This window comes from Enterococcus sp. (assembly GCF_032555305.1).
Taxonomy (GTDB): Bacteria; Bacillota; Bacilli; order Lactobacillales; family Enterococcaceae; genus Enterococcus_A.
The window spans coordinates 19,131-38,581 of sequence record NZ_JAWGOQ010000022.1; the positions used below are offsets into that span (position 1 = coordinate 19,131).

The 19,451-nt window shown below is 40.1% G+C and carries 18 protein-coding genes; 2 read left to right on the forward strand and 16 right to left on the reverse strand.

Annotated features, from left to right (window positions below; genetic code table 11):
- Positions 1-2: 2 nt before the first annotated feature.
- The 12 genes from E6139_RS15350 to E6139_RS15405 form a co-directional block, all read right to left on the reverse strand.
- Positions 3-1,283, reverse strand: coding sequence for a dihydroorotase (locus E6139_RS15350; protein WP_316404015.1), 1,281 nt, complete (start codon positions 1,281-1,283; stop codon positions 3-5).
- A 13-nt stretch (positions 1,284-1,296) separates the two neighbouring features.
- The gene (locus tag E6139_RS15355) at positions 1,297-2,223 is read right to left on the reverse strand and encodes an aspartate carbamoyltransferase catalytic subunit (protein WP_316404016.1); all 927 of its coding nucleotides are present in this window, start codon (positions 2,221-2,223) and stop codon (positions 1,297-1,299) included.
- A gap of 33 nt (positions 2,224-2,256) precedes the next feature.
- Positions 2,257-3,528 (reverse strand): solute carrier family 23 protein, encoded by a 1,272-nt coding sequence (locus tag E6139_RS15360; RefSeq protein ID WP_316404017.1) that lies wholly within the window; start codon positions 3,526-3,528, stop codon positions 2,257-2,259.
- Positions 3,529-3,565: 37 nt separating this feature from the next.
- Positions 3,566-4,102 (reverse strand): bifunctional pyr operon transcriptional regulator/uracil phosphoribosyltransferase PyrR, encoded by a 537-nt coding sequence (gene pyrR / locus E6139_RS15365; protein WP_316404019.1) that lies wholly within the window; start codon positions 4,100-4,102, stop codon positions 3,566-3,568.
- A gap of 217 nt (positions 4,103-4,319) precedes the next feature.
- The gene (locus E6139_RS15370; RefSeq protein ID WP_316404020.1) at positions 4,320-5,228 is read right to left on the reverse strand and encodes an RluA family pseudouridine synthase; all 909 of its coding nucleotides are present in this window, start codon (positions 5,226-5,228) and stop codon (positions 4,320-4,322) included.
- Complete coding sequence (gene lspA, locus E6139_RS15375) at positions 5,221-5,682, reverse strand: signal peptidase II (RefSeq protein WP_316404022.1); 462 nt, start codon at positions 5,680-5,682, stop codon at positions 5,221-5,223. The genes E6139_RS15370 and lspA overlap by 8 nt, the downstream gene beginning before the upstream one ends.
- Positions 5,683-5,684: 2 nt before the next feature.
- Positions 5,685-6,386, reverse strand: coding sequence for a CBS domain-containing protein (locus E6139_RS15380; RefSeq protein WP_316404023.1), 702 nt, complete (start codon positions 6,384-6,386; stop codon positions 5,685-5,687).
- 149 nt (positions 6,387-6,535) lie between these two features.
- Positions 6,536-7,684: an acetylornithine transaminase gene (locus E6139_RS15385; protein WP_316404024.1), complete on the reverse strand. Its 1,149-nt coding sequence runs from the start codon at positions 7,682-7,684 to the stop codon at positions 6,536-6,538.
- Positions 7,681-8,430 carry an acetylglutamate kinase gene (argB, locus tag E6139_RS15390; RefSeq protein WP_316404026.1) on the reverse strand — a complete coding sequence of 250 codons (750 nt, stop codon included), beginning with the start codon at positions 8,428-8,430 and terminating at the stop codon, positions 7,681-7,683. Before argB ends, E6139_RS15385 begins: the two co-directional genes overlap by 4 nt.
- A 57-nt stretch (positions 8,431-8,487) precedes the next feature.
- On the reverse strand, positions 8,488-9,681 hold the full coding sequence (gene argJ, locus E6139_RS15395; protein WP_316404027.1) for a bifunctional ornithine acetyltransferase/N-acetylglutamate synthase: 1,194 nt from the start codon (positions 9,679-9,681) through the stop codon (positions 8,488-8,490).
- 22 nt (positions 9,682-9,703) lie between these two features.
- Positions 9,704-10,735: an N-acetyl-gamma-glutamyl-phosphate reductase gene (gene argC / locus E6139_RS15400; RefSeq protein WP_316404029.1), complete on the reverse strand. Its 1,032-nt coding sequence runs from the start codon at positions 10,733-10,735 to the stop codon at positions 9,704-9,706.
- 200 nt (positions 10,736-10,935) lie between these two features.
- Positions 10,936-12,609, reverse strand: coding sequence for a formate--tetrahydrofolate ligase (locus tag E6139_RS15405; RefSeq protein WP_316404030.1), 1,674 nt, complete (start codon positions 12,607-12,609; stop codon positions 10,936-10,938).
- Between the two features lie 174 nt (positions 12,610-12,783).
- Here E6139_RS15405 and E6139_RS15410 point away from each other — a divergent pair, with 174 nt between their 5' ends.
- Positions 12,784-12,984 carry a cold shock domain-containing protein gene (locus E6139_RS15410; protein ID WP_316404032.1) on the forward strand — a complete coding sequence of 67 codons (201 nt, stop codon included), beginning with the start codon at positions 12,784-12,786 and terminating at the stop codon, positions 12,982-12,984.
- A gap of 9 nt (positions 12,985-12,993) precedes the next feature.
- On the opposite strand, the gene E6139_RS15415 is transcribed toward E6139_RS15410, so the two are convergent.
- Complete coding sequence (locus tag E6139_RS15415) at positions 12,994-13,425, reverse strand: EbsA family protein (RefSeq protein ID WP_316404033.1); 432 nt, start codon at positions 13,423-13,425, stop codon at positions 12,994-12,996.
- 34 nt (positions 13,426-13,459) lie between these two features.
- Between E6139_RS15415 and E6139_RS15420 the strand changes: the two genes are divergently transcribed.
- On the forward strand, positions 13,460-13,846 hold the full coding sequence (locus E6139_RS15420) for a ribonuclease HI family protein (protein WP_316404034.1): 387 nt from the start codon (positions 13,460-13,462) through the stop codon (positions 13,844-13,846).
- On the opposite strand, the gene cls is transcribed toward E6139_RS15420, so the two are convergent.
- The 3 genes from cls to E6139_RS15435 all read right to left on the reverse strand — a co-directional run bounded on the left by cls (position 13,841) and on the right by E6139_RS15435 (position 19,399).
- The gene (gene cls / locus E6139_RS15425) at positions 13,841-15,301 is read right to left on the reverse strand and encodes a cardiolipin synthase (RefSeq protein ID WP_316404036.1); all 1,461 of its coding nucleotides are present in this window, start codon (positions 15,299-15,301) and stop codon (positions 13,841-13,843) included. The genes E6139_RS15420 and cls overlap by 6 nt on opposite strands.
- Before the next feature lie 146 nt (positions 15,302-15,447).
- A complete protein-coding gene (alaS, locus tag E6139_RS15430) occupies positions 15,448-18,081 on the reverse strand; it encodes an alanine--tRNA ligase (protein ID WP_316404038.1) in 2,634 nt (877 codons plus the stop codon).
- Positions 18,082-18,346: 265 nt separating this feature from the next.
- Positions 18,347-19,399: a hypothetical protein gene (locus tag E6139_RS15435; RefSeq protein ID WP_316404040.1), complete on the reverse strand. Its 1,053-nt coding sequence runs from the start codon at positions 19,397-19,399 to the stop codon at positions 18,347-18,349.
- Positions 19,400-19,451: the final 52 nt, after the last annotated feature.

The following is a 19,451-nucleotide window of genomic DNA, read 5'->3' on the forward strand; positions in this document are numbered from 1 at the left end:
TCTTAGTCCTCCTTGTTGTATACCAACTGACCATCCACGAAGGTCATCAGTGTCGCACCCTTGACCGGCCAGCCAGTGAAGGGCGTGTTCACTCCTAATGAAGCAAATTTTTTGTCATCGATTTTTTCTTCGTGACTCAGGTCAAATACCGCGATGTCCGCTGGCTGACCAATGTTTAAGGTTCCCACCGTCATTCCGAAAATTTCTGCTGGCTTGACTGCCATCCAATCAATTACTTGTTCTAAAGTAAAGCGTTCTGTTTCAACAAAGTGTGTATAGATTAATTGGAAGGCTGTTTCACTGCCAACGATTCCGAATGGTGATTTCAAGAAGCTTTGATTTTTTTCTTCGAAGCCGTGAGGTGCATGGTCGGTTGCGATACAGTCGATCGTACCGTCAAGCAAACCTTCGATCAAGGCTTCGCGATCCTCCACCCCGCGTAACGGTGGATTCATTTTCCAGTAGCCGTGATCCTCTGGAATATTTTCATCGACTAAGATCAAGTGATGCGGAGAAACTTCTGCGGTAACATGTACACCGGCTTTCTTCGCGTCGCGGATGACACGAACGCTTTCTTTAGTAGAAACGTGGCAAACATGGTAGTGAACTCCGGTTTCTTCTGCTAAGATCAAGTCTCTAGCGATTTGCGAAGATTCAGTCGCGCTTAAAATCCCTGGTAAATCGAGCTTTTCGCTGATTTTTCCGTGATGCATCACGCCGCCGAATAATAAGGATTCATCTTCGGTGTGAGCGACTAGCGCCATATTATTTTCCGCGGCTTCCTTCATGGCTAGATACATGGTTCCAGCTGTTTGTACCCCTACTCCATCGTTCGTGAAGGCGAAGGCGCCGGCTGTTTTCAAGCCTTTTTGATCGGTTAAGGTTTCGCTGCGAAGCTCTTCTGTAATCGGTGCGTATTGATGGACTTTTACGACTGCATCCTTATCAATAATCGCTTTTACATCGTTGAATTTTTCGACGGTGTCAGGAACTGGATCAAGATTCGGCATCGCGCAGACTGTTGTGTAGCCGCCGCGAGCTGCCGCTTTTGAGCCATCCTTGATGGTTTCTTTATAAGTAAAGCCTGGTTCTCGTAAATGAACATGAACATCAACTAAACCTGGTGTGATTAATTGATTGTTTGCGTCGTACTCTTGATCAAACGAAATGCCCGAAAAGTCTTTGCCGATACCGGCGATAATCCCGTCTTCCAGCCAAAGGTCACATGCCATTGTTTGATTGTCTTTTGTTACGATCTTTCCATTTTTAATTAATGTTTTCATATTATCTGCCCCTTTACGCTTTTCCATTAAGTACTGCTTCTAAAATAGCCATCCGAATATAGACACCATTGGTCATTTGCGGAACGATTCGTGATTGTAAGCTTTCAACTAAACTGTCTGCAATTTCGACATCACGGTTCACAGGTGCCGGATGCATGATGATCGCTTTTTCCTTTAATTGTTTCCCGCGTTCAATCGTTAACCCGTATTTTTGATGGTACTCTTCTTTCGAAAAGCTTTCCTGTCCATCATGCCGTTCGTGCTGTACTCTTAAGAGCATCATGACATCCACCTCAGGTACAAGCTCATCCAGAGGACGGTAGGTGCCGTAGACATCAAAGCTTTCGTCATACCATTCTTCCGGTCCGGAAAAGAACACTTCTGCACCTAGGCGTTTCAGCATTTGCATGTTAGATTTTGCCACTCTCGAGTGAGTAATATCACCTGCGATGGCAACTTTCAATCCAGCAAAACGACCAAACTCCTGATAAATTGTCATTAGATCAAGCAGGCATTGCGTTGGATGTTGACCGCTGCCGTCCCCGCCGTTGACGATGGAGCATTGAATCGTTTTGCTTTGAATTAATTCATCGTAGTAATTTTCATCCCCGTGACGAATCACTGCGACATCAACACCAAGTGCCGACATTGTTAACACAGTATCGTACAATGTCTCGCCCTTTTGAACCGAGCTGGTTTTGGCGTCAAAATCAATCACATCAAGTCCGAGTTTTTTCTCAGCGACTTCAAAACTTTTATGGGTCCGGGTGCTGTTTTCAAAGAAAAGATTAGAGACAAAGTATTGGTCCTTATGGGGTGTCCAGCGCGCACCTTGTTTAAACTGCTGCGCTCGGCGAATCAGTCCCATTACCTCTTGATCGGTTAGAGCTTCGACGGTCAATAAATGTTTCAGACTGATCTCTTCAGACTGGATGATCATGAAATTTCCTCCTTTAATTCCTAGATAAAGTGATTATTTCTCGCTACGTGCCTGTTCCGGCAAGATTAAGTTCAAGATAATTCCTAAAACTGTGGCTAATGCCATGGCAGATAAGGTGAAGGTCCCCGCTTCAAAAACCAAACCGCCAATACCGATGACAAGGATGGTTGAAGCAATCAATAGATTCTTTTTCTTATCAAAGTCAATTTTGTTTTCAATTAAGATTTTCAATCCGCTGGCTGCGATGACTCCGAACAAGATGAAGCTGATACCTGAGATCACCGGCCCCGGGATACTTAAGATCAAGGCACTGAGTTTGCCGACAAATCCTAGTAAGACTGCGAAGACTGCTGCACCGCCGATAACGAACACGCTGTGTACGCGAGTGATTGCAAGGACACCGATGTTTTCGCCATAACTGGTTACTGGCGGTCCGCCAACTAAACCTGCGACGATTTGTGCTAATCCATCGCCCATCAAGGTACGATCCAAACCAGGATCTTCGAAGAAGTTGCGTTTTGTTAGCTTGTTCAAGACCATCAAGTGACCGATATGCTCAGTCATAGTGACAAAAGCGATGGGCGCCATCGTGGTAATTGCATTTACGTACAGTTTTGGCTGGTAAGTAGCAAATGGTACGCTGAAAGCGGGCATTGCCAACCATTTTGCGTCGATGATCGGTTGATAGTCAATGATGCCGAAGATCATTGCTGTCACATACCCACCAACAATTCCTAATAAGATTGGGATCAAGCCCAAAAATCCGGTGAAGAACATATTGAAGAAAATCGTTAAGGCTAAAGTAAGCAAAGCGACTAACACATACTTAAAGCTGTATTCGCCATTGTTATACATGGCGTTCTGTGCGGCGTTGCTGGCTAATCCTAAGCCGATAACCATTACAACGGGTCCAACGACGATTGGCGGTAAGATTTTGTCCAGCCAGCCAGAGCCGATTTTTTTAATAATGAAGGAAACGATCAGGTAAACCAAGCCGCAAGTCAAAGCGCCTTGGGCGACTGCTGGGTATCCATCACTCTTCATCAATAATTTCATCGCCGCGATAAAGGCGAAGCTGCTGCCTAAGTAAGCAGGTATTTTACCTTTGGTTACAGTTAGGTAGACCAGTGTTCCTAGCCCTGAACTAACCAGTGCAATACTCGGATTGATTCCAACTAAGATCGGTACCAATACAGTCGCGCCAAACATGGTGAATAAATGTTGAATACTTAAGCCTACCCAGTGTCCTGCACTTGGGCGGTCGTGGATATCTAAAACAACGTCATCATTATGAAACTCTTGCATGAAACTTCCTCTTTCTAGTATCTAAACAGTTGTCTAATTAGTCTTCTTTTTGAATTAAGATGCGATCTTGTCCGTCATTTTCTTCCATTTCAACGACGATCTCTTCCGTTAATGCTGTTGGAATATTTTTTCCAACATAATCCGCGCGGATTGGTAATTCACGATGACCGCGGTCAACTAGAACGGCTAATGAGATACGGTTTGGACGTCCTAAGTCAATGACAGCATCTAGCGCTGCGCGAATCGTTCTGCCGGTGAACAATACATCGTCAACTAAGATCACTTCCTTGCCCTCGATTGAGAAAGGAATGTCTGAAGAATGCAATTCTGGTTCAGCTTCTGCTACATCCACATCATCTCGATACAACGTGATATCTAGTTCTCCAACTGGTACATCGATGTGCTCCAGTTGTTTTAAACGTTCAGCAATTCGTTGGGCAATAAAAATCCCGCGGGTTTTAATCCCAATCAAGACGATATCTTGAACTCCTTTATTTCGTTCGATGATCTCATAAGTGATTCGAGTCAATGCCCGTTTCATTGTTACCTCATCTACAACTTCTTTTTTATGCATCCTGTCTCCTCCTTAAATTTTCCAATAAAAAAACTCCTACCCGTAGTTAGGTAGGAGGAATGTTATCGACTTCGTCAAAATGATAGTGTTCACCTAGGCGCACCCAGTCCAAATCACTATCTACTTCCTTCTTAGCCTCACGGGACTACTCTTAAAGGATTACTATTTAGTTATTTATTTCTTACTACAGACACTATACTATTCCTTATTTAAGAAATCAATCTTTTTCTTTTAACTGCTTCAAAGTTTTTTTGAAAATTTCTGGCAGCGGTGCTTCAAAGACCATCATCTCGCCGGTTGTCGGATGTTCAAAGCCTAATAATTTCGCATGTAAAAATTGCCCATTGCCCTTCAAGGTTTTCTTTGGTCCGTATAAAGGATCGCCGGCAACTGGGTAACCGATATATTGCATGTGGACTCTGATCTGGTGCGTCCGCCCGGTTTCTAACTGTAACTCGATCAATGTGAAACCATCAAAACGCTTCAAGACTTCGAAATGTGTCACAGCCGGTTTGCCGTCTTCAATCACGGCTTGCATCTTACGATTAACCTTCGAACGACCAATCGGAGCTTCAATCCGACCTTTCTCGTGAGGAATCTCTCCATGAACCAATGCGACATATTTTCTCAGAGAAGTTTTATCTTTCAATTGCTTCGCTAACGCTTCATGTGCTCGGTCATTTTTTGCTACCATCAACAATCCAGAGGTGTCCTTGTCGATTCGGTGAACAATCCCTGGACGAATCACGTCATTGATGGTTGACAAACTCTTGATTTGATACAATAATCCGTTGACCAATGTCCCTTGTGGATGACCAGCTGAAGGATGGACCACCATGCCTTGTGGTTTGTTTACTATAACTACATCATCGTCTTCATAAACAATATCTAAATCAAGGTTTTCTGGAACGAGATCCAACTCTTCTGGTTCAGGAATCTCGATCAAAATGCGATCACCAGCATTTACTTTGTAGTTTGCTTTAATAACTTTGCCATCGATAGAAACATGTTGATCTTTGATCCATTGTTGGATCTGTGAACGGGAATAGTCAGCTAATCGTTCGTTTAAAACCTTATCGATCCGTCCGGTTTCTTTTTTTATTATTACTTCAATTTGATTATTCATTTTTCTTGTCTCTCTCATCTAATAGAATATAAATAAAAATCATGATGACACCAACGACTAAAGCCATGTCAGCGATATTAAAAATCGGAAAGTTGATAAAATCCAAGCGGAACATATCCACGACATAACCTAAACGGAAACGATCAATGAAATTACCAATCGCTCCTGCTAAAAAAAAGCTTAAACCCAAGGTCAGCCATTTGCTCTCGTGTAAGTGTTTCACTAAATAATAGATCACTGCAATGACCGCAACGACCGTGATGACAATAAAAAAGACCTGCTGTCCCTCAAATAAACTAAAAGCACCGCCGGTATTGCGAATATGTGTCAATGATAGAATATTTGGAATGATTGTTTGACTGTCACCGAAGCTATATTGACTGACGATCCACCATTTGAACCATTGATCAAGCACGATGATTCCCGTGCTTAATAATAAATAAATAAATAACAAGCTTACTGCTCCCCTTCTTGACTATAAATATCCCGTGGCCGAATAATCCCCAGCAAATTACCATCCGAGTTGCCATTTTTTGTAATTAAAATAGCTTCTAAAATGGCTTCTGTCTGAAACATTTTTTCTACCTCAGAAACTTTTGTATCAGCGGAAACGAATTTAAAATTTGCTCGCTTCCCATTTCCCAACAATAAATCCTCAGCCACTCTCCCTTTAAGACTGACTGATCCATTCAGGCTTGCTTGTGCAAAATAAAATCCAATTGTCCGTAAAGTTATCAAGCCCATGAACGTACCAGAATCATATACCGGAAACTGTGAAAAACGCTTTTCCGTAATGATTTTCATTATATCTACTAATGGCAAATTACGTTCAAAACCAGTAACTTTTTTCCCGAATCGCGGTAATACCTTTTCTGGACGTAATAGACCTTCTTCAATTTCTTGAATTCGTTTGACTGCCCACTCATTCGGTTCAGCGATAATGAAATCATCCGCCACTTGATCATGTACGATAGCATTGCGTAATTGAGCTAGCTGCAACAAATCATTTTCGCTGCCGCCTATCACATTATCACGTCGTTTTGATAAGCGTCGCACTGCCTCGCTGAAGCTCATATTTGTTGGATTACCTAATTGACGTTTTAATTCTTTTTCAATTCGATTAAAGGTACTTAAAAAAATATCTGCCCGTTCTCCCACTGGGTAGCTCCTTTTCTTTACTAAAAAATCTGATAACTTCAGTATAAGTGAAAAAAGGCCTTATGGAAAGCCCGAGACTTTGAAAAAAGCTTATAAAGTAATCGCCTGATTCAAAAAAAATGCCCCGAAAAAAACTTTCGGCACATTCTCTACATATCATTCAAGATAACTTTGCTGATTATTTCCAAACCTTGCTCCAATTCTGACTGACTAATTGTCAGCGGTGGCAACAATCGTAAAACACTCTTTCCTGCTTTGATAGCTAATAATCTCTGCTCTTTCAATTGTTGGATAACAACCTGCAATGTTTCAGGTGAAGAAAGCTCAACCCCAATCATCAATCCTTTACCTCGTACGGCGATGACCTTATCGGATTTTTCAATTAACTTGGATAGTTCCTCCATCAGATAATTTCCTTTAGCTGCAACACTTGAAAGAAATTCCTGTTGATTGATTTCTCTAATTACTGCATTAGCAACCTTCATCGCCAGATTATTACCGCCAAACGTAGTTCCATGAGAACCAGGTCCAAAAGCTTTAGCCAGCTTACTTTTTCCTATCATCGCCCCAACTGGAATGCCATTCGCTAAAGCTTTAGCGATTGTAATAATGTCTGGTTCGATCTGATAATCCTCAAAAGCATAAAAGGTTCCTGTTCTTCCCATACCTGTTTGAATCTCATCTATGATCAATAAACTGTCATTTTCTTTACATAATTTCGCAACAGCTTGGAGCCATTCCTTATCTGCCGGAATAATACCGCCTTCTCCTTGAATAACTTCCAGCATTACAGCTGCTACACTATCATCCAACTTTTCTTTCAAGGGACCTAGCTGATTATAAGGAAGATAGTCAAAGCCTTCGACAATTGGATAGAAACCCTCTTGTAAAGCAGGCTGACCTGTAGCACTCAACGCACCATATGTTCTTCCGTGGAATGACTGCTCAAAACTAAGGATTGTGGATCGACCAGTAGCTTTTCGGGCTAGTTTGATAGCTGCTTCATTGGCTTCAGTACCGCTATTACAGAAAAATGCCAAATAATCCTTTCCCATAGTTAGCTTTTCGGCGACTTGTTCTTGTAAGTGATTAGAATACAAATTAGAGCTATGCCAGATTTTATCCGCCTGTTCGAATAGAGCTTCCATGACTATAGGATTGTTGTGTCCTAGATTACTTACAGCGATCCCGCTCATAAAATCCAAATAGTTCGTCCCGTTTTGATCCTGAACATAACTGCCAGAACCAGCGACTAGGTCAATGGTATCCCGTGCATAATTTGGAAACAAGTAACTCATGCGAAGACCCCCTCCTTTACGATCACAGTACCTGCACTTTCAATACAATTTGTAATATGGACTTCTGAGACACCATTTTCTAAAGCATCAACAGCGCTATCTAATTTTGGTATCATTCCTCCAGTAATTACTTTATCAACCTTCAACTGTTCTACTTCATTAGTAGAAATTTTTTCTAGCCATTCATCTGCTTGTTTGACACCAGGTACATCCGTTAACAAATACAAGGCATCAGCATCAACAGCTTCCGCGATTTTACAGGCGGTATCATCGGCATTAATATTTAGCCATTGACCTGTTTCAGTCATTCCCAAGGGAGCGATTATTGGAATATAATTCTTATGCAACACACCTTCTATAGCAGCTGGATTGATTTCAGTGATTTCACCTACATACCCCAATTTATTTTGATCAATAAAAGTTCCTTGAATCATATTGTCACTTGAAGCATTAAGGCCGATTGTTCCAAATCCTTGTTGTTGAAATAGCGTCGTAATAGTCGGCTGAACTTGTCCGATTAAAACCATCTGAGTTACTTTTAGTGCCTGCTCGGTTGTCACACGCAAGCCGTCCTTAATCATGACAGGAATGTTCAAACGTTCCATCATCTCAGTAATATAGTAGCCTCCGCCATGAACGATAATTATCTCATGACCGTATGATTGCCATAACTCAATTTGTTCAAAAAAACTTTCTGTTAAATTATCGCTGGCTACGCCACCAATTTTTACGACTATTTTCCCCATAGTATTTCGCTCCTTATTTCATACTGATCATTTCACTACAATGTGAGTGCGCTGCTTTTACGTATGATACAATGCATTTACCTCGACATATTTATAAGTTAGATCGCAACCCCAAGCCTTTCCACATTGTTCACCAATATTCAAATCGACAGTAATATTAATTTTTTCTTTTTCTAAAGTTTGCTTCATTATTACTTCATCGAAATCTTGAGGCTGGCTGTTTTTCAACAACTGCTGATTACCGATCCACATATCGATCTTTTCTGGATCTGTATGTGAACCTGCATAACCCACTGCACAAATGATTCTTCCCCAATTTGGGTCCTCACCGAACATAGCCGTTTTCACTAAACTTGAACCAACCACTTTTTTTGCGACTAATCGAGCTTCACTGCCGTTGAGTGCTCCCACAACTTGTGCCTCAATTAACTTAGTTGCACCTTCTCCGTCTTTTGCAATTTTCTTGGCCAATGTTTCACTGACTAATTGGAACATCGAAATAAATTTTTCATGAGCTTCAGTATTTTTCTCAATCATAGGATTTTCGGCTAGACCGTTAGCTAGAACTAGGACCATATCATTCGTAGAAGTATCTCCATCGACTGTGATCTGATTGAAGGTTGTTTCAGTTTTGTCAGCCAAAACTTCCTGAAGTAGTTCCTCCGATATTTGAGCATCAGTCGTAATAAATGCCAACATCGTAGCCATGTTAGGATGAATCATACCGGACCCTTTAGCTACGCCAGCCATTGTGATTATTTGACCATTGATTTCTTCAGTAACGACAATTTCCTTCGTTGCAGTATCAGTTGTCAAAATCGCTTCGTGAAATGCATAAGATTCTTGCGTTTGCAAATCGACTCTACTAATTCCTTCTTCGATAATCTCCATGGGTAATTGTTTGCCAATTACACCGGTGGAAGCGACTGCTACATCTTCTTTAGCAACCTGCAAATGTGATGCAGCTAAACTCTGCATTGTTTGTGCGTTTTCCATTCCAAGTTTTCCAGTACAAGCATTCGCGATTCCAGAATTGACGACCACTGCTTGAATCTTTGAATCTTTCATAGCTTCCTTAGTTACAAAAATCGGAGCTGCTTTGACTTGGTTTGTCGTGTATACTGCTGCTGCGTTAGCAGGGATCTCTGAATAGATTACTCCTAGATCTTTTTTTTCTTTTTTTAATCCAACATGTAAGCCAGCAGCACTAAAGCCTTTTGGACTGGCGATTGTTCCATCTATAATTTGCATATTTTTCACACTCCAACATTTTTTATGGATAAATTGGTACTAGATTTAATCCAGTAGTTTCAGGCCAGCCTGCTAGATGGTTTAAATTATGAACAGCTTGTCCAGCGGCGCCCTTAACTAAATTATCCAATACAGTAACCACGGTGATGATATTCGTTACCTCATTATAAGCGACTCCAATATCACAGAAATTTGAACCTACAATCTGACGTAAATTTGGATAGACGTCTTGGTCTTGAACTCGAACAAATGGTTTCTTTTCATAGAAGCTTTTGAATAATTCTAAAACCTTTTTTTGCGTTAATTTTTCTTTACTACGAGCATATGTCGTAATAAAGATACCTCGTGTGACGGGAATCAACGAAGTAGAAAACTGAATAGCTGGAATTTTTTCATTCCACATTTTCAATTGCTGCATGATTTCTGGAATATGCTGATGACTGTTCATCTTATACAGTGTCATGTTTTCATTGCTATTCACGAAATGGCTAGATTCTGATAAATTCTTCCCTGCACCAGACAGCCCCGATTTTGCATCAACAATGATTGAATCTGTCTCGACAACTTCCTGTTTAACCAGCGGAGCTAGTGATAGCAATGTACCAGTAGCGTAACACCCTGGGTTAGCAATCAGTTTAGAAGATGGTTCTGAATAAAAATCAGCCAGTCCATAGTGTGCACTTTGTAAGATTTCAAATGGCGCACTTGAATTTTTATACCATTTTTCATATTGTCCGTCTGTTTTTAATCGAAAATCTCCAGAAAGATCAATCACTGGAAAATCCGCCTGCACAAATGCGGTGGCAATCTCCTTAGAAATACCTGATGGAGTAGCGAAAAAGACTAGGTCTGATTGCTCCATGATTTTTTTTGAATCAATTGGTTCCAAAGGGAGGTCTAACAGTCGATTTAAGTGAGGCAAATATTCATTTATATCTTTGCCGTTTTGAGAATAACTGTGAATGGAACTAATTTCTACTTTGGGGTGTTGCAACAGTATTCGCACCAGTTCAACCCCGCTATAGCCTGTCACTCCGATAATCGAAACTTTCAAATTAACCCCTCCTTGCATTTGTATAATAATACGATTAGAATACTACTATTTCTGACGATTATACGTGTAGTGTTTATACAAGTCAATGGTTTTTTATAAATAATTTTGCATATTTTCGATATATTATGCAAAATAAGCTTTTGAATATGCAAAAAAGGAGCAAACACTCAGTGAAATGAGTATTTACTCCTTTTTGTATTTTAGAACAAGCCTATAGCATTACCTTTTTCATCAACATCCATGTTTAAGGCAGCTGGTTTTTTCGGCAATCCAGGCATCGTCATCACATCACCTGTCAATGCGACTATAAAGCCCGCTCCAATTTTTGGTACGAATTCGCGGATTGTTACATCAAAATCGATCGGTGCTCCCAATTTACTTGGATCATCAGATAATGAGTATTGCGTCTTTGCCATACATACAGGCAGGCGGTCCCAACCATATTTTTTGAAACTTGCTAACTGTTGCTCTGCTTTCTTACTATAGATAACTTCATTTCCGCCATAAATTTCACGAACGATCGTTTCGACCTTCTCATTTAAATCATCATGATCTCTGCTGAAGATCGAATGGTAATTGCTCTCTTCGTTTGCGATTGTATCTACAAGTGTATTGGCTAGATCAATGCCGCCATCTGGCCCTTTTTCCCAAACACTGGCTAACTCAACTTTGACATCTTCTTGCTGGCAAAGTTCTTTTAACAGTGAAATCTCCTTATCAGTATCACTGATAAACTCGTTGATTGCGACAACTACTGGCAAACCGTATTTCCGCATATTGCGAATGTGTTTAGCTAAGTTACTGAAGCCATCTCTTAACGCATCAAGATTTTCTGCACTTAAGTCCGTTTTCGCTACACCACCATGCATCTTCAACGCACGGATTGTAGCAACAATCACTACAGCATCCGGGGCTTTACCTAAGCTTGGTACTTTGATATCTAAGAATTTTTCACCACCAAGGTCTGCGCCAAAGCCAGCCTCTGTCACAACGTAATCACCGCAATGTAAAGCAGCTCTCGTGGCTAGAATACTATTACAGCCGTGTGCAATATTCGCAAATGGTCCGCCATGCACAAAAGCAGGCGTTTGATATATCGTTTGTACTAAGTTAGGCTTAAGTGCATCTTTTAATACAAGTGCTAATGCACCCTCTACGTTCAAGTCGCCAACGGTCACTGGCTCGCGATCAAATGTGTATGCTACCACAATATTTGACAAACGACGTTTTAAGTCCTCAATACCTGTCGCAAGGCATAAAATAGCCATGATTTCGCTGGCAACTGTGATATCAAAACCATCTTCACGAGGCACTCCATTCACCGGCCCACCTAGCCCAACAGTGATATGACGAAGTTCACGGTCGTTCAAATCTACAACACGCTTCCAGATTACGCGACGAGCATCAATTTTCAATTGATTTCCTTGATGAATGTGATTGTCCAGCAAGGCGGATAGTGCATTATTCGCTGTCGTGATTGCATGCATATCACCTGTGAAGTGTAGATTGATATCTTCCATCGGCAATACCTGAGCATAACCACCGCCTGTTGCACCACCCTTAATCCCCATTACTGGTCCTAAAGAAGGTTCTCGTAGTGCAATTACTGTTTTCTTACCAATTTTATTTAATGCGTCGCCTAAACCGATTGTGACTGTCGATTTTCCTTCTCCAGCTGGTGTTGGATTAATAGAGGTCACTAAAATCAATTTTCCTTCAGGATTTTTTTTCATTTGTTCTAAAGCATCAAATTCGATCTTTGCCTTATATTTACCATGCAATTCTAAATCATCAAAAGATAAGTTGATTTTTTCTGCGACCTCAGTTATTGGTTTTAAAGTCGTTGCTTGAGATATTTCGATATCAGTTTTCATAAAAACTCCCTTTCCCGAACGTTACTCAGAAAAATACACTTTTTTATTCGTTCATTTGTATTATAACGAATTCTTTAAAGAAAAACAGCACTTAGAATCATCAATCTTATTGATTCGCAATTTTTGTTTTCATCACGTATAATAAAACCAGCAATTGCAAAGGGGTGTTGTGTAATGAATAGTGGCATTGTTAAATGGTTTGATGAGAAAAAAGGTTATGGCTTTATTGCCTATGAAGAAAATCAAGAAGTTTTTGTTCACTTCACTGCTATTGAGGAGGAAGGATTCAAAACCTTGGATCCCGGTGACGAAGTTGAATTTGTAATTGTGGAAGGTGCTCGCGGTATTCAAGCGGCTCATGTTAAGAAGAAATAAACGAAAAGATCAGTCATGGCTGGTCTTTTCGTTTTCTTTGACTTCAATTTCAGGATAAAAGGCTGTAAAATCTTTAATAAATGCTGTTCTTTTCTTTTTGGTCATAGCAAAATGGAAAGATGCCCCGCTGAGTCCTTTGCGCTGAATGATTACTCCGTCTTTACACGGGCTCAAATAATCGATATGTTCTCGCAGAAGCGTCTCTCGTCGCCAAAGGCGCGCGTAACGAACTCTTATCCCAGATTCATCAATGTTTAAATAGCGATGGAGTCCCACAATTGCAAATAAAATAGATATTCCGATGACTATGTTTCCTTGCAAATACGGATGAGTTTTTTCCAATGTCAGAATCAACCCATAAAAAAGAACAATCAGAGTCAACGACCAATATATAATACTGATTGACAGCTCTGGTTGCCAAAAATAGCGTTTTTTATTCATTCATATACTCCTACTCTAAAAAAGGATGGTCATTATGTTAAAAGTTTACACAGATGCAGCCACGAACACGGAAAAAAGCGGCGGTGGCATTCTAATTATTTCTGAAGAGCAAAAACAAGTTTCTATCTCACTAACAGAGACGAATAATCATCAAGCTGAATTGGCTGTGATTCTCTATGCTTTAAATTATTTGATTGATCATAAGTTGAATGATCAAACGATTTTACTCTATTCTGATAGTAAAACTGCAATAAAAATTTTAGACCAAAGGCAGACAAAAAACAAGCTCTTCCTGCCATATTTATCAGAGTTTAATGAATTAGCTTCACAATTTCCCTTATTAGTACTTCAATGGATTCCTGAAGCAAAAAATAAAGGGGCGGACAATCTTGCCCGCCAAGGTTTGCGAAAAAAATTATAAAACAGGTGATAACAAGCGTGAGAACCGCTGTTTGAAATTCAACCAGTAGGATTGATTTGCGATCATTTCATCTGTTAACAAGATACAATCTTTCATATCTTCCTCAAATATTTGTCTAAATTGCTGTGCGATCTCTGGATCGTAAATAAAGCTGCTGACTTCAAAGTTCAATTCGTAGCTGCGAATATCTTGATTGGTTGATCCAAAACTTGCTAGCTCATCGTCTACAACAACGGTTTTAGAATGGAGAAAGCCATCTGCATAGTGGTAAATTTTTACGCCTCTTTGATGTAGATAGTTTGCATAATATTGGGTTGCCCGATAAATGAAAGGATGATCTGGCATATTTGGAATCATTATACGGACATCAATTCCTGAACGAACAGCGATTAAAATAGCAGAAATCATTGTTTCGTCTGGAACAAGATATGGGCTCTGTATCCAGACACTTTTTTCAGCCGCTAAGATCATACGAACAAATCCATCCTTGATAATCTGTTCACTGGAATCAGGTCCATCCGCAACGATTTGCATAGCAACTCCTTTTTTAATGTGTTTTTGTGGTAGAACAAAATACTCTGGCAAATAGCTCATCCGATCAGCTTTATCTTTAACAGAAGCATTCCAATCACGAATAAAAATCTCCTGCAAGGTAAAACTTGCGGTACCTTCGATTCTTCCGTGAGTATCCCTCCATCTTCCAAATCGTTTCGATTCCCCAAGATACTGATCCCCCACATTGAACCCACCTGTCCAACTGATCTGTCCATCCACCACCACAATTTTTCGATGCAAGTGATAATTCAATCGTGTTTTGGCCAAAATATTTCTTGAGGTGATAAAAGGAGCGACTTTCCCGCCATTTTTAATCAAGGTCTCAAAAAACTGTTTATTTGTTTTGGGCGACCCCCATGGATCATAGATCATTCGTACTTCTACACCTTCAGCGGCCTTCTCCTCTAAAATGCGCATAAAACGATTGCCGATTCGATCATTAAAAAACGCATAATACTCGACATGAATCGTACTTTGAGCTTCCCGTAAATCTTTAAAAAGACGCTCGAATTTCTCTGTTCCATCTAGAAAAAATTCCAATTCATTTCGAATCGCCAAAGGAGACTCATCTAAATTTTTAAAATATTTTACCAATGCTGTTGCTGCTGGATACAGTTGATCCGGTTCATTATAATCCACGTGTCGATTGTCTTGTTGGATTATTTCATTAATTTCCTTTACCCGATCTTCATCCTCTTGATCAAAAAGATACATCGTTTCCCCATCGATACCGCGACCGCAAAAAGCATAAATCAAAAAGCCAATGACGGGTAAAAAAATTAACGTCAGTAACCAAGCCCAGATAGTCGTAATGTTCCTGGGTTTACGAAATACGGTGATAATCGCCCCTACCAAGTTGACGATAAAAATAAAAACAATAATTTGCTCAATAATTCCCAAATGGTCCCCTCTTTTCAGAAAAATAATTCTCTCATTTGAATTATACCTAAAGCGTCCGATTAATAAAAGAAAGTCGCTAGAGAATCTCCATTTTCTCATTAAAAGAGGCAACATCATAAAGATGCTGCCTCCAGACTTTATACAAATTAAGCTAACCAATTCTCAACTTCTGTTAACGCATCAGCAAGTCCTGCTGGATTTTTCCCGCCAGCTTGTGCCATGTCAGGACGACCACCGCCACCGCCGCCAACTTTTGGTGCGATAGTTTTGATCAATTCCCCCGCCTTCAAGCCTTTTTCATTCGCTGCTGGGCTCATTGCCGCCAACAGATTTACTTTTTCGCCTTGAACGGTTCCAAGAACCAAAACATCAGATAATTGTTTTTGTTTCCACTGATCTGCCAATTGACGTAGCTGATTCATATCTTTAACATTTACCTGTGCTGTAATTACAGTCGTACCGTTGATGTCTTTAACGTTTTTAAAGATATCTCCAGCTTGTTGGTTGGCCAATTTTGTTGCCAGCTGTTCATTTTCTTTTTGTAGTTCACGTAATTGTTGCTGTAATTGTTCTGTTTTTCCGACTACTTCCTTGATTTGTGGTGATTTCACGATTTGAGCCACTTGCATTAATTGTTCCTCTTCTTCGCGGAAAGATTCATACGCTTCTTTTCCGGTCAAGGCTTCGATTCGACGCACACCTGCACCAATGCCTGATTCAGACACAATTTTGAACAAACCAATATCTTCAGTATTGATTACATGTGTCCCCCCGCAAAGTTCGATTGACCAATCTCCAATGTTTACTACACGTACATCATGTCCGTATTTTTCACCAAACAAAGCCATAGCACCCATGTTTTTTGCAGTATCGATATCCGTTTCAATCGTTACAACTGGAATCGCCTCCCAGATTTTCTGGTTAACGATTTTTTCCATTTCCTTCAACTCATCAATTGTTACTTGACCAAAATGAGTAAAGTCAAAACGTAAATGTTTATCTGTAACTAATGAACCTGCTTGGTTCGCATGATCACCTAATACTTCCTTCAATGCTTTATGCAATACGTGAGTCGCTGTATGGTTCTTGATCACCTTATTACGGAAACCAGCATTCACCTGCAAGAAGTAGGTTTCTCCTTCTTTTAATGAGGCTAACACTTCTACAGTATGAAGCGCTTGGCCGTTTGGTGCTTTTTGTACATCTGTTACATTGGCGATAATTTTTCCATCTTGATCAACGATTATTCCTTTATCAGCGATTTGACCACCCATTTCAGCATAGAAAGGTGTTTTCGCAAAAATTAACTGCGCTTCCCCTTCGTTGACAGCTGAAACAAGCGCATCATTTTGTAAAACAACTAACAATTCACTTTCAATTTCTAAATAATCGTAACCAACAAAGGTACTTTCAACTTTGATATCCCCTAACAAAGCTGTTTGAACACCCATTGATTTTTCAGTCGTCCGAGCAGCTCGAGCACGTTCCTTTTGAGCTTGCATCTCTACTTCAAAGCCTTCATGATCGACTTTTAATCCTTCGTCTTCTGCTACTTCTTCTGTCAGTTCTACAGGGAAACCAAATGTGTCGTAAAGCTTGAAGATTGTTTTTCCATCTAAGGTTGTCTCCTTCTTCGCTTTCAATTCGGCTAGAACATCATTTAACATGCTTAATCCATCGTTAATCGTTTCGTGGAAACGTTCTTCTTCAGTACGTACAACCTTTTGAATGAAGGCTTCTTGCTGCTTCACTTCAGGATAATAGCTGACCATGATTTCACCAACAACAGGTACTAGCTTATATAAGAACGCTTGGTCAATGCCTAATTTCTTACCATGCATAACTGCACGACGTAATAATCTACGTAAAACATAACCCCGTCCTTCATTTGAAGGTAAAGCGCCATCGCCGATTGCAAACGCCAATGAACGGATGTGGTCTGCAATGACCTTGAATGACACATCCATTTGCTTATCCACGCCATATTTCTTTCCGCTCAATTCTTCGACTTTACCAATGATCGGCAAAAATAAATCAGTTTCAAAGTTTGTTGGTGCATCTTGGATAATCGAGACCATTCGTTCAAGTCCCATACCTGTATCAATGTTTTGATGTGGTAATGGCTCATATGTTCCTTGCGGTGTGTGATTGAATTCAGAAAAAACTAAGTTCCAGATTTCTAAGTAACGTTCATTTTCACCGCCAGGATAATTTTCAGGATCATCTTCAGCTAAGTCATTAAATGCTTCGCCGCGGTCATAGAAAATTTCTGAATCCGGACCGCTGGGGCCTGCTCCTAAGTCCCAGAAATTGTCTTCGATTTCTACCACGTGATCAGCTGGAATGCCAACTTCTTCTAGCCAGATCCGCTTTGCTTCTTTATCTTCTGGATAGACTGTCACATATAATTTATCTGGATCAAAACCGATCCAATCTGGTGATGTTAAGAACTCCCATGCCCACTCGATTGCCTTAACTTTAAAATAATCTCCAATCGAAAAATTCCCCAGCATTTCAAACATGGTATGATGACGAGCTGTTTTCCCAACATTTTCAATATCATTAGTTCGAATTGATTTTTGTGCATTGGCAATTCGTGGGTTTTCTGGTACGACACTACCATCAAAATATTTTTTCATAGTCGCTACACCTGAATTGATCCATAACAAAGTTGGATCGTTGACAGGCACTAAAGAAGCGCTTGGTTCAATCATGTGATCCTTAGTCTTAAAGAAATCTAAAAACATTTGACGCACTTCAGCGCTTGATAAATTTTTCATCTGTTCTCCTCTTTTCTAAAAAATAAAAACTACCACTGCAGTCAAGGACGAAAACTCGCGGTACCACCTTGATTGCAATGATAGTTTGATCATTACCTCTTCAGCTCGATAACGCTGAGCAGCGTTGGTTTTTCAACCAAAATCTGATGGGAGCAATTCATTATTTGCAACATGCAGCTTTCAACAATCGTGCACTCTCTGTGGAAGCAAAAATAATAAACCATATCCTTCTAAGAGTATAGAAAAAACTTTACTAAAAGTCAAACTAGATCTTGATCAAAATCGCCTTGCGATACAAGTAATCGCTCGGAGATAAAATCTCTTCGTGAAGCATCGTTGTAGTATTGCTGAAATAACTAGATAATGGTAGGAAATCCACGATCGGGATCCCTACGTTATTTTTTTTGTTAGTCAATTTTAATACCCCAGGATCTTCCGTAATCTCGAAACGATCCATGGTGGTGTCAAAAAATAGACCAAACATGTTTGCTTGCTCCATCATTTTCCGGACATTTCTCCCACGATATGGGTCCTTGACATTCAGGTCATTGCCCCAACGGAATAACCGACGACTCCCGGCTCCATTGACATATTCCCATTGGTCTTCCGTCAACAAATCAAAATTCTTTTTGCGAATTTTTTTACGTAAGCTAGTATATGTGTGTGATTCATGGCTAAAAACATGGTAACTATCAGAATGAGGAGCCATTTCGATATACCATCTGCCTTCCTTCAATACATTTTTAGGAAAAGACCACGTCATACTTTCTTCTGATGTCAAATTAGGTGATAAAACTTCTTTAATTTCTTGCTCATAGCTTGAGAACTGATCCGCCTCACCAGAGAAGCCTCCAGTCACAGAATCATAGATTCCTAAATAACTCGTTCCCGCAGGCAGAGCATAACGCTGTACGAACATGGGAGGGATTTGAACCTTCCGCAAACTAGTCGTTTTATCATTAATCAGTTCTCCGAGTGAATCGACATCAAAAAAGTTATATTGCCCCCGCAACTCTTGTGGAATAATGATCTCTTGAGTATTTGGTGCAGTTTCTAATAAAGACAAGCCTTTCGTTCCCAAATTCCATCCAAGAATCGCATCCTTATTGCCGGGTATAAACACAAACTCTTCTTCGTCAATCATTAACTGAAAGGTCTGGCATTTGATACCATATAAATCAAAATCTTTTAACTCAATATCCGAGATCTTCATTAAGGGATTAACAAAATGAAGCAAAAGCTGGCTCAATAAAGTACGTTTTTCTTTCGGGCTCAACCGTTTCCAATAGGACCAGTCTAATTGATCTAACAAGTTCATAAATCTTTCTGCCTCCTCCAACAGCTCATATGCTAGAATTATACCATTATCA

Coding starts and splice junctions, on each gene's coding strand:
- E6139_RS15435 (WP_316404040.1), bottom strand. CDS start 19,399: ATGAACTTGTTAGATCAATTAGACTGGTCCTATTGGAAACGGTTGAGC.
- alaS (WP_316404038.1), bottom strand. CDS start 18,081: ATGAAAAATTTATCAAGCGCTGAAGTGCGTCAAATGTTTTTAGATTTC.
- E6139_RS15415 (WP_316404033.1), bottom strand. CDS start 13,425: ATGAATAAAAAACGCTATTTTTGGCAACCAGAGCTGTCAATCAGTATT.
- E6139_RS15360 (WP_316404017.1), bottom strand. CDS start 3,528: ATGCAAGAGTTTCATAATGATGACGTTGTTTTAGATATCCACGACCGC.
- E6139_RS15420 (WP_316404034.1), top strand. CDS start 13,460: ATGTTAAAAGTTTACACAGATGCAGCCACGAACACGGAAAAAAGCGGC.
- argJ (WP_316404027.1), bottom strand. CDS start 9,681: ATGCAAATTATAGATGGAACAATCGCCAGTCCAAAAGGCTTTAGTGCT.
- E6139_RS15410 (WP_316404032.1), top strand. CDS start 12,784: ATGAATAGTGGCATTGTTAAATGGTTTGATGAGAAAAAAGGTTATGGC.
- E6139_RS15355 (WP_316404016.1), bottom strand. CDS start 2,223: ATGATCATCCAGTCTGAAGAGATCAGTCTGAAACATTTATTGACCGTC.
- E6139_RS15350 (WP_316404015.1), bottom strand. CDS start 1,283: ATGAAAACATTAATTAAAAATGGAAAGATCGTAACAAAAGACAATCAA.
- argB (WP_316404026.1), bottom strand. CDS start 8,430: ATGGGGAAAATAGTCGTAAAAATTGGTGGCGTAGCCAGCGATAATTTA.
- E6139_RS15385 (WP_316404024.1), bottom strand. CDS start 7,684: ATGAGTTACTTGTTTCCAAATTATGCACGGGATACCATTGACCTAGTC.
- E6139_RS15370 (WP_316404020.1), bottom strand. CDS start 5,228: ATGAATAATCAAATTGAAGTAATAATAAAAAAAGAAACCGGACGGATC.
- pyrR (WP_316404019.1), bottom strand. CDS start 4,102: ATGCATAAAAAAGAAGTTGTAGATGAGGTAACAATGAAACGGGCATTG.
- E6139_RS15405 (WP_316404030.1), bottom strand. CDS start 12,609: ATGAAAACTGATATCGAAATATCTCAAGCAACGACTTTAAAACCAATA.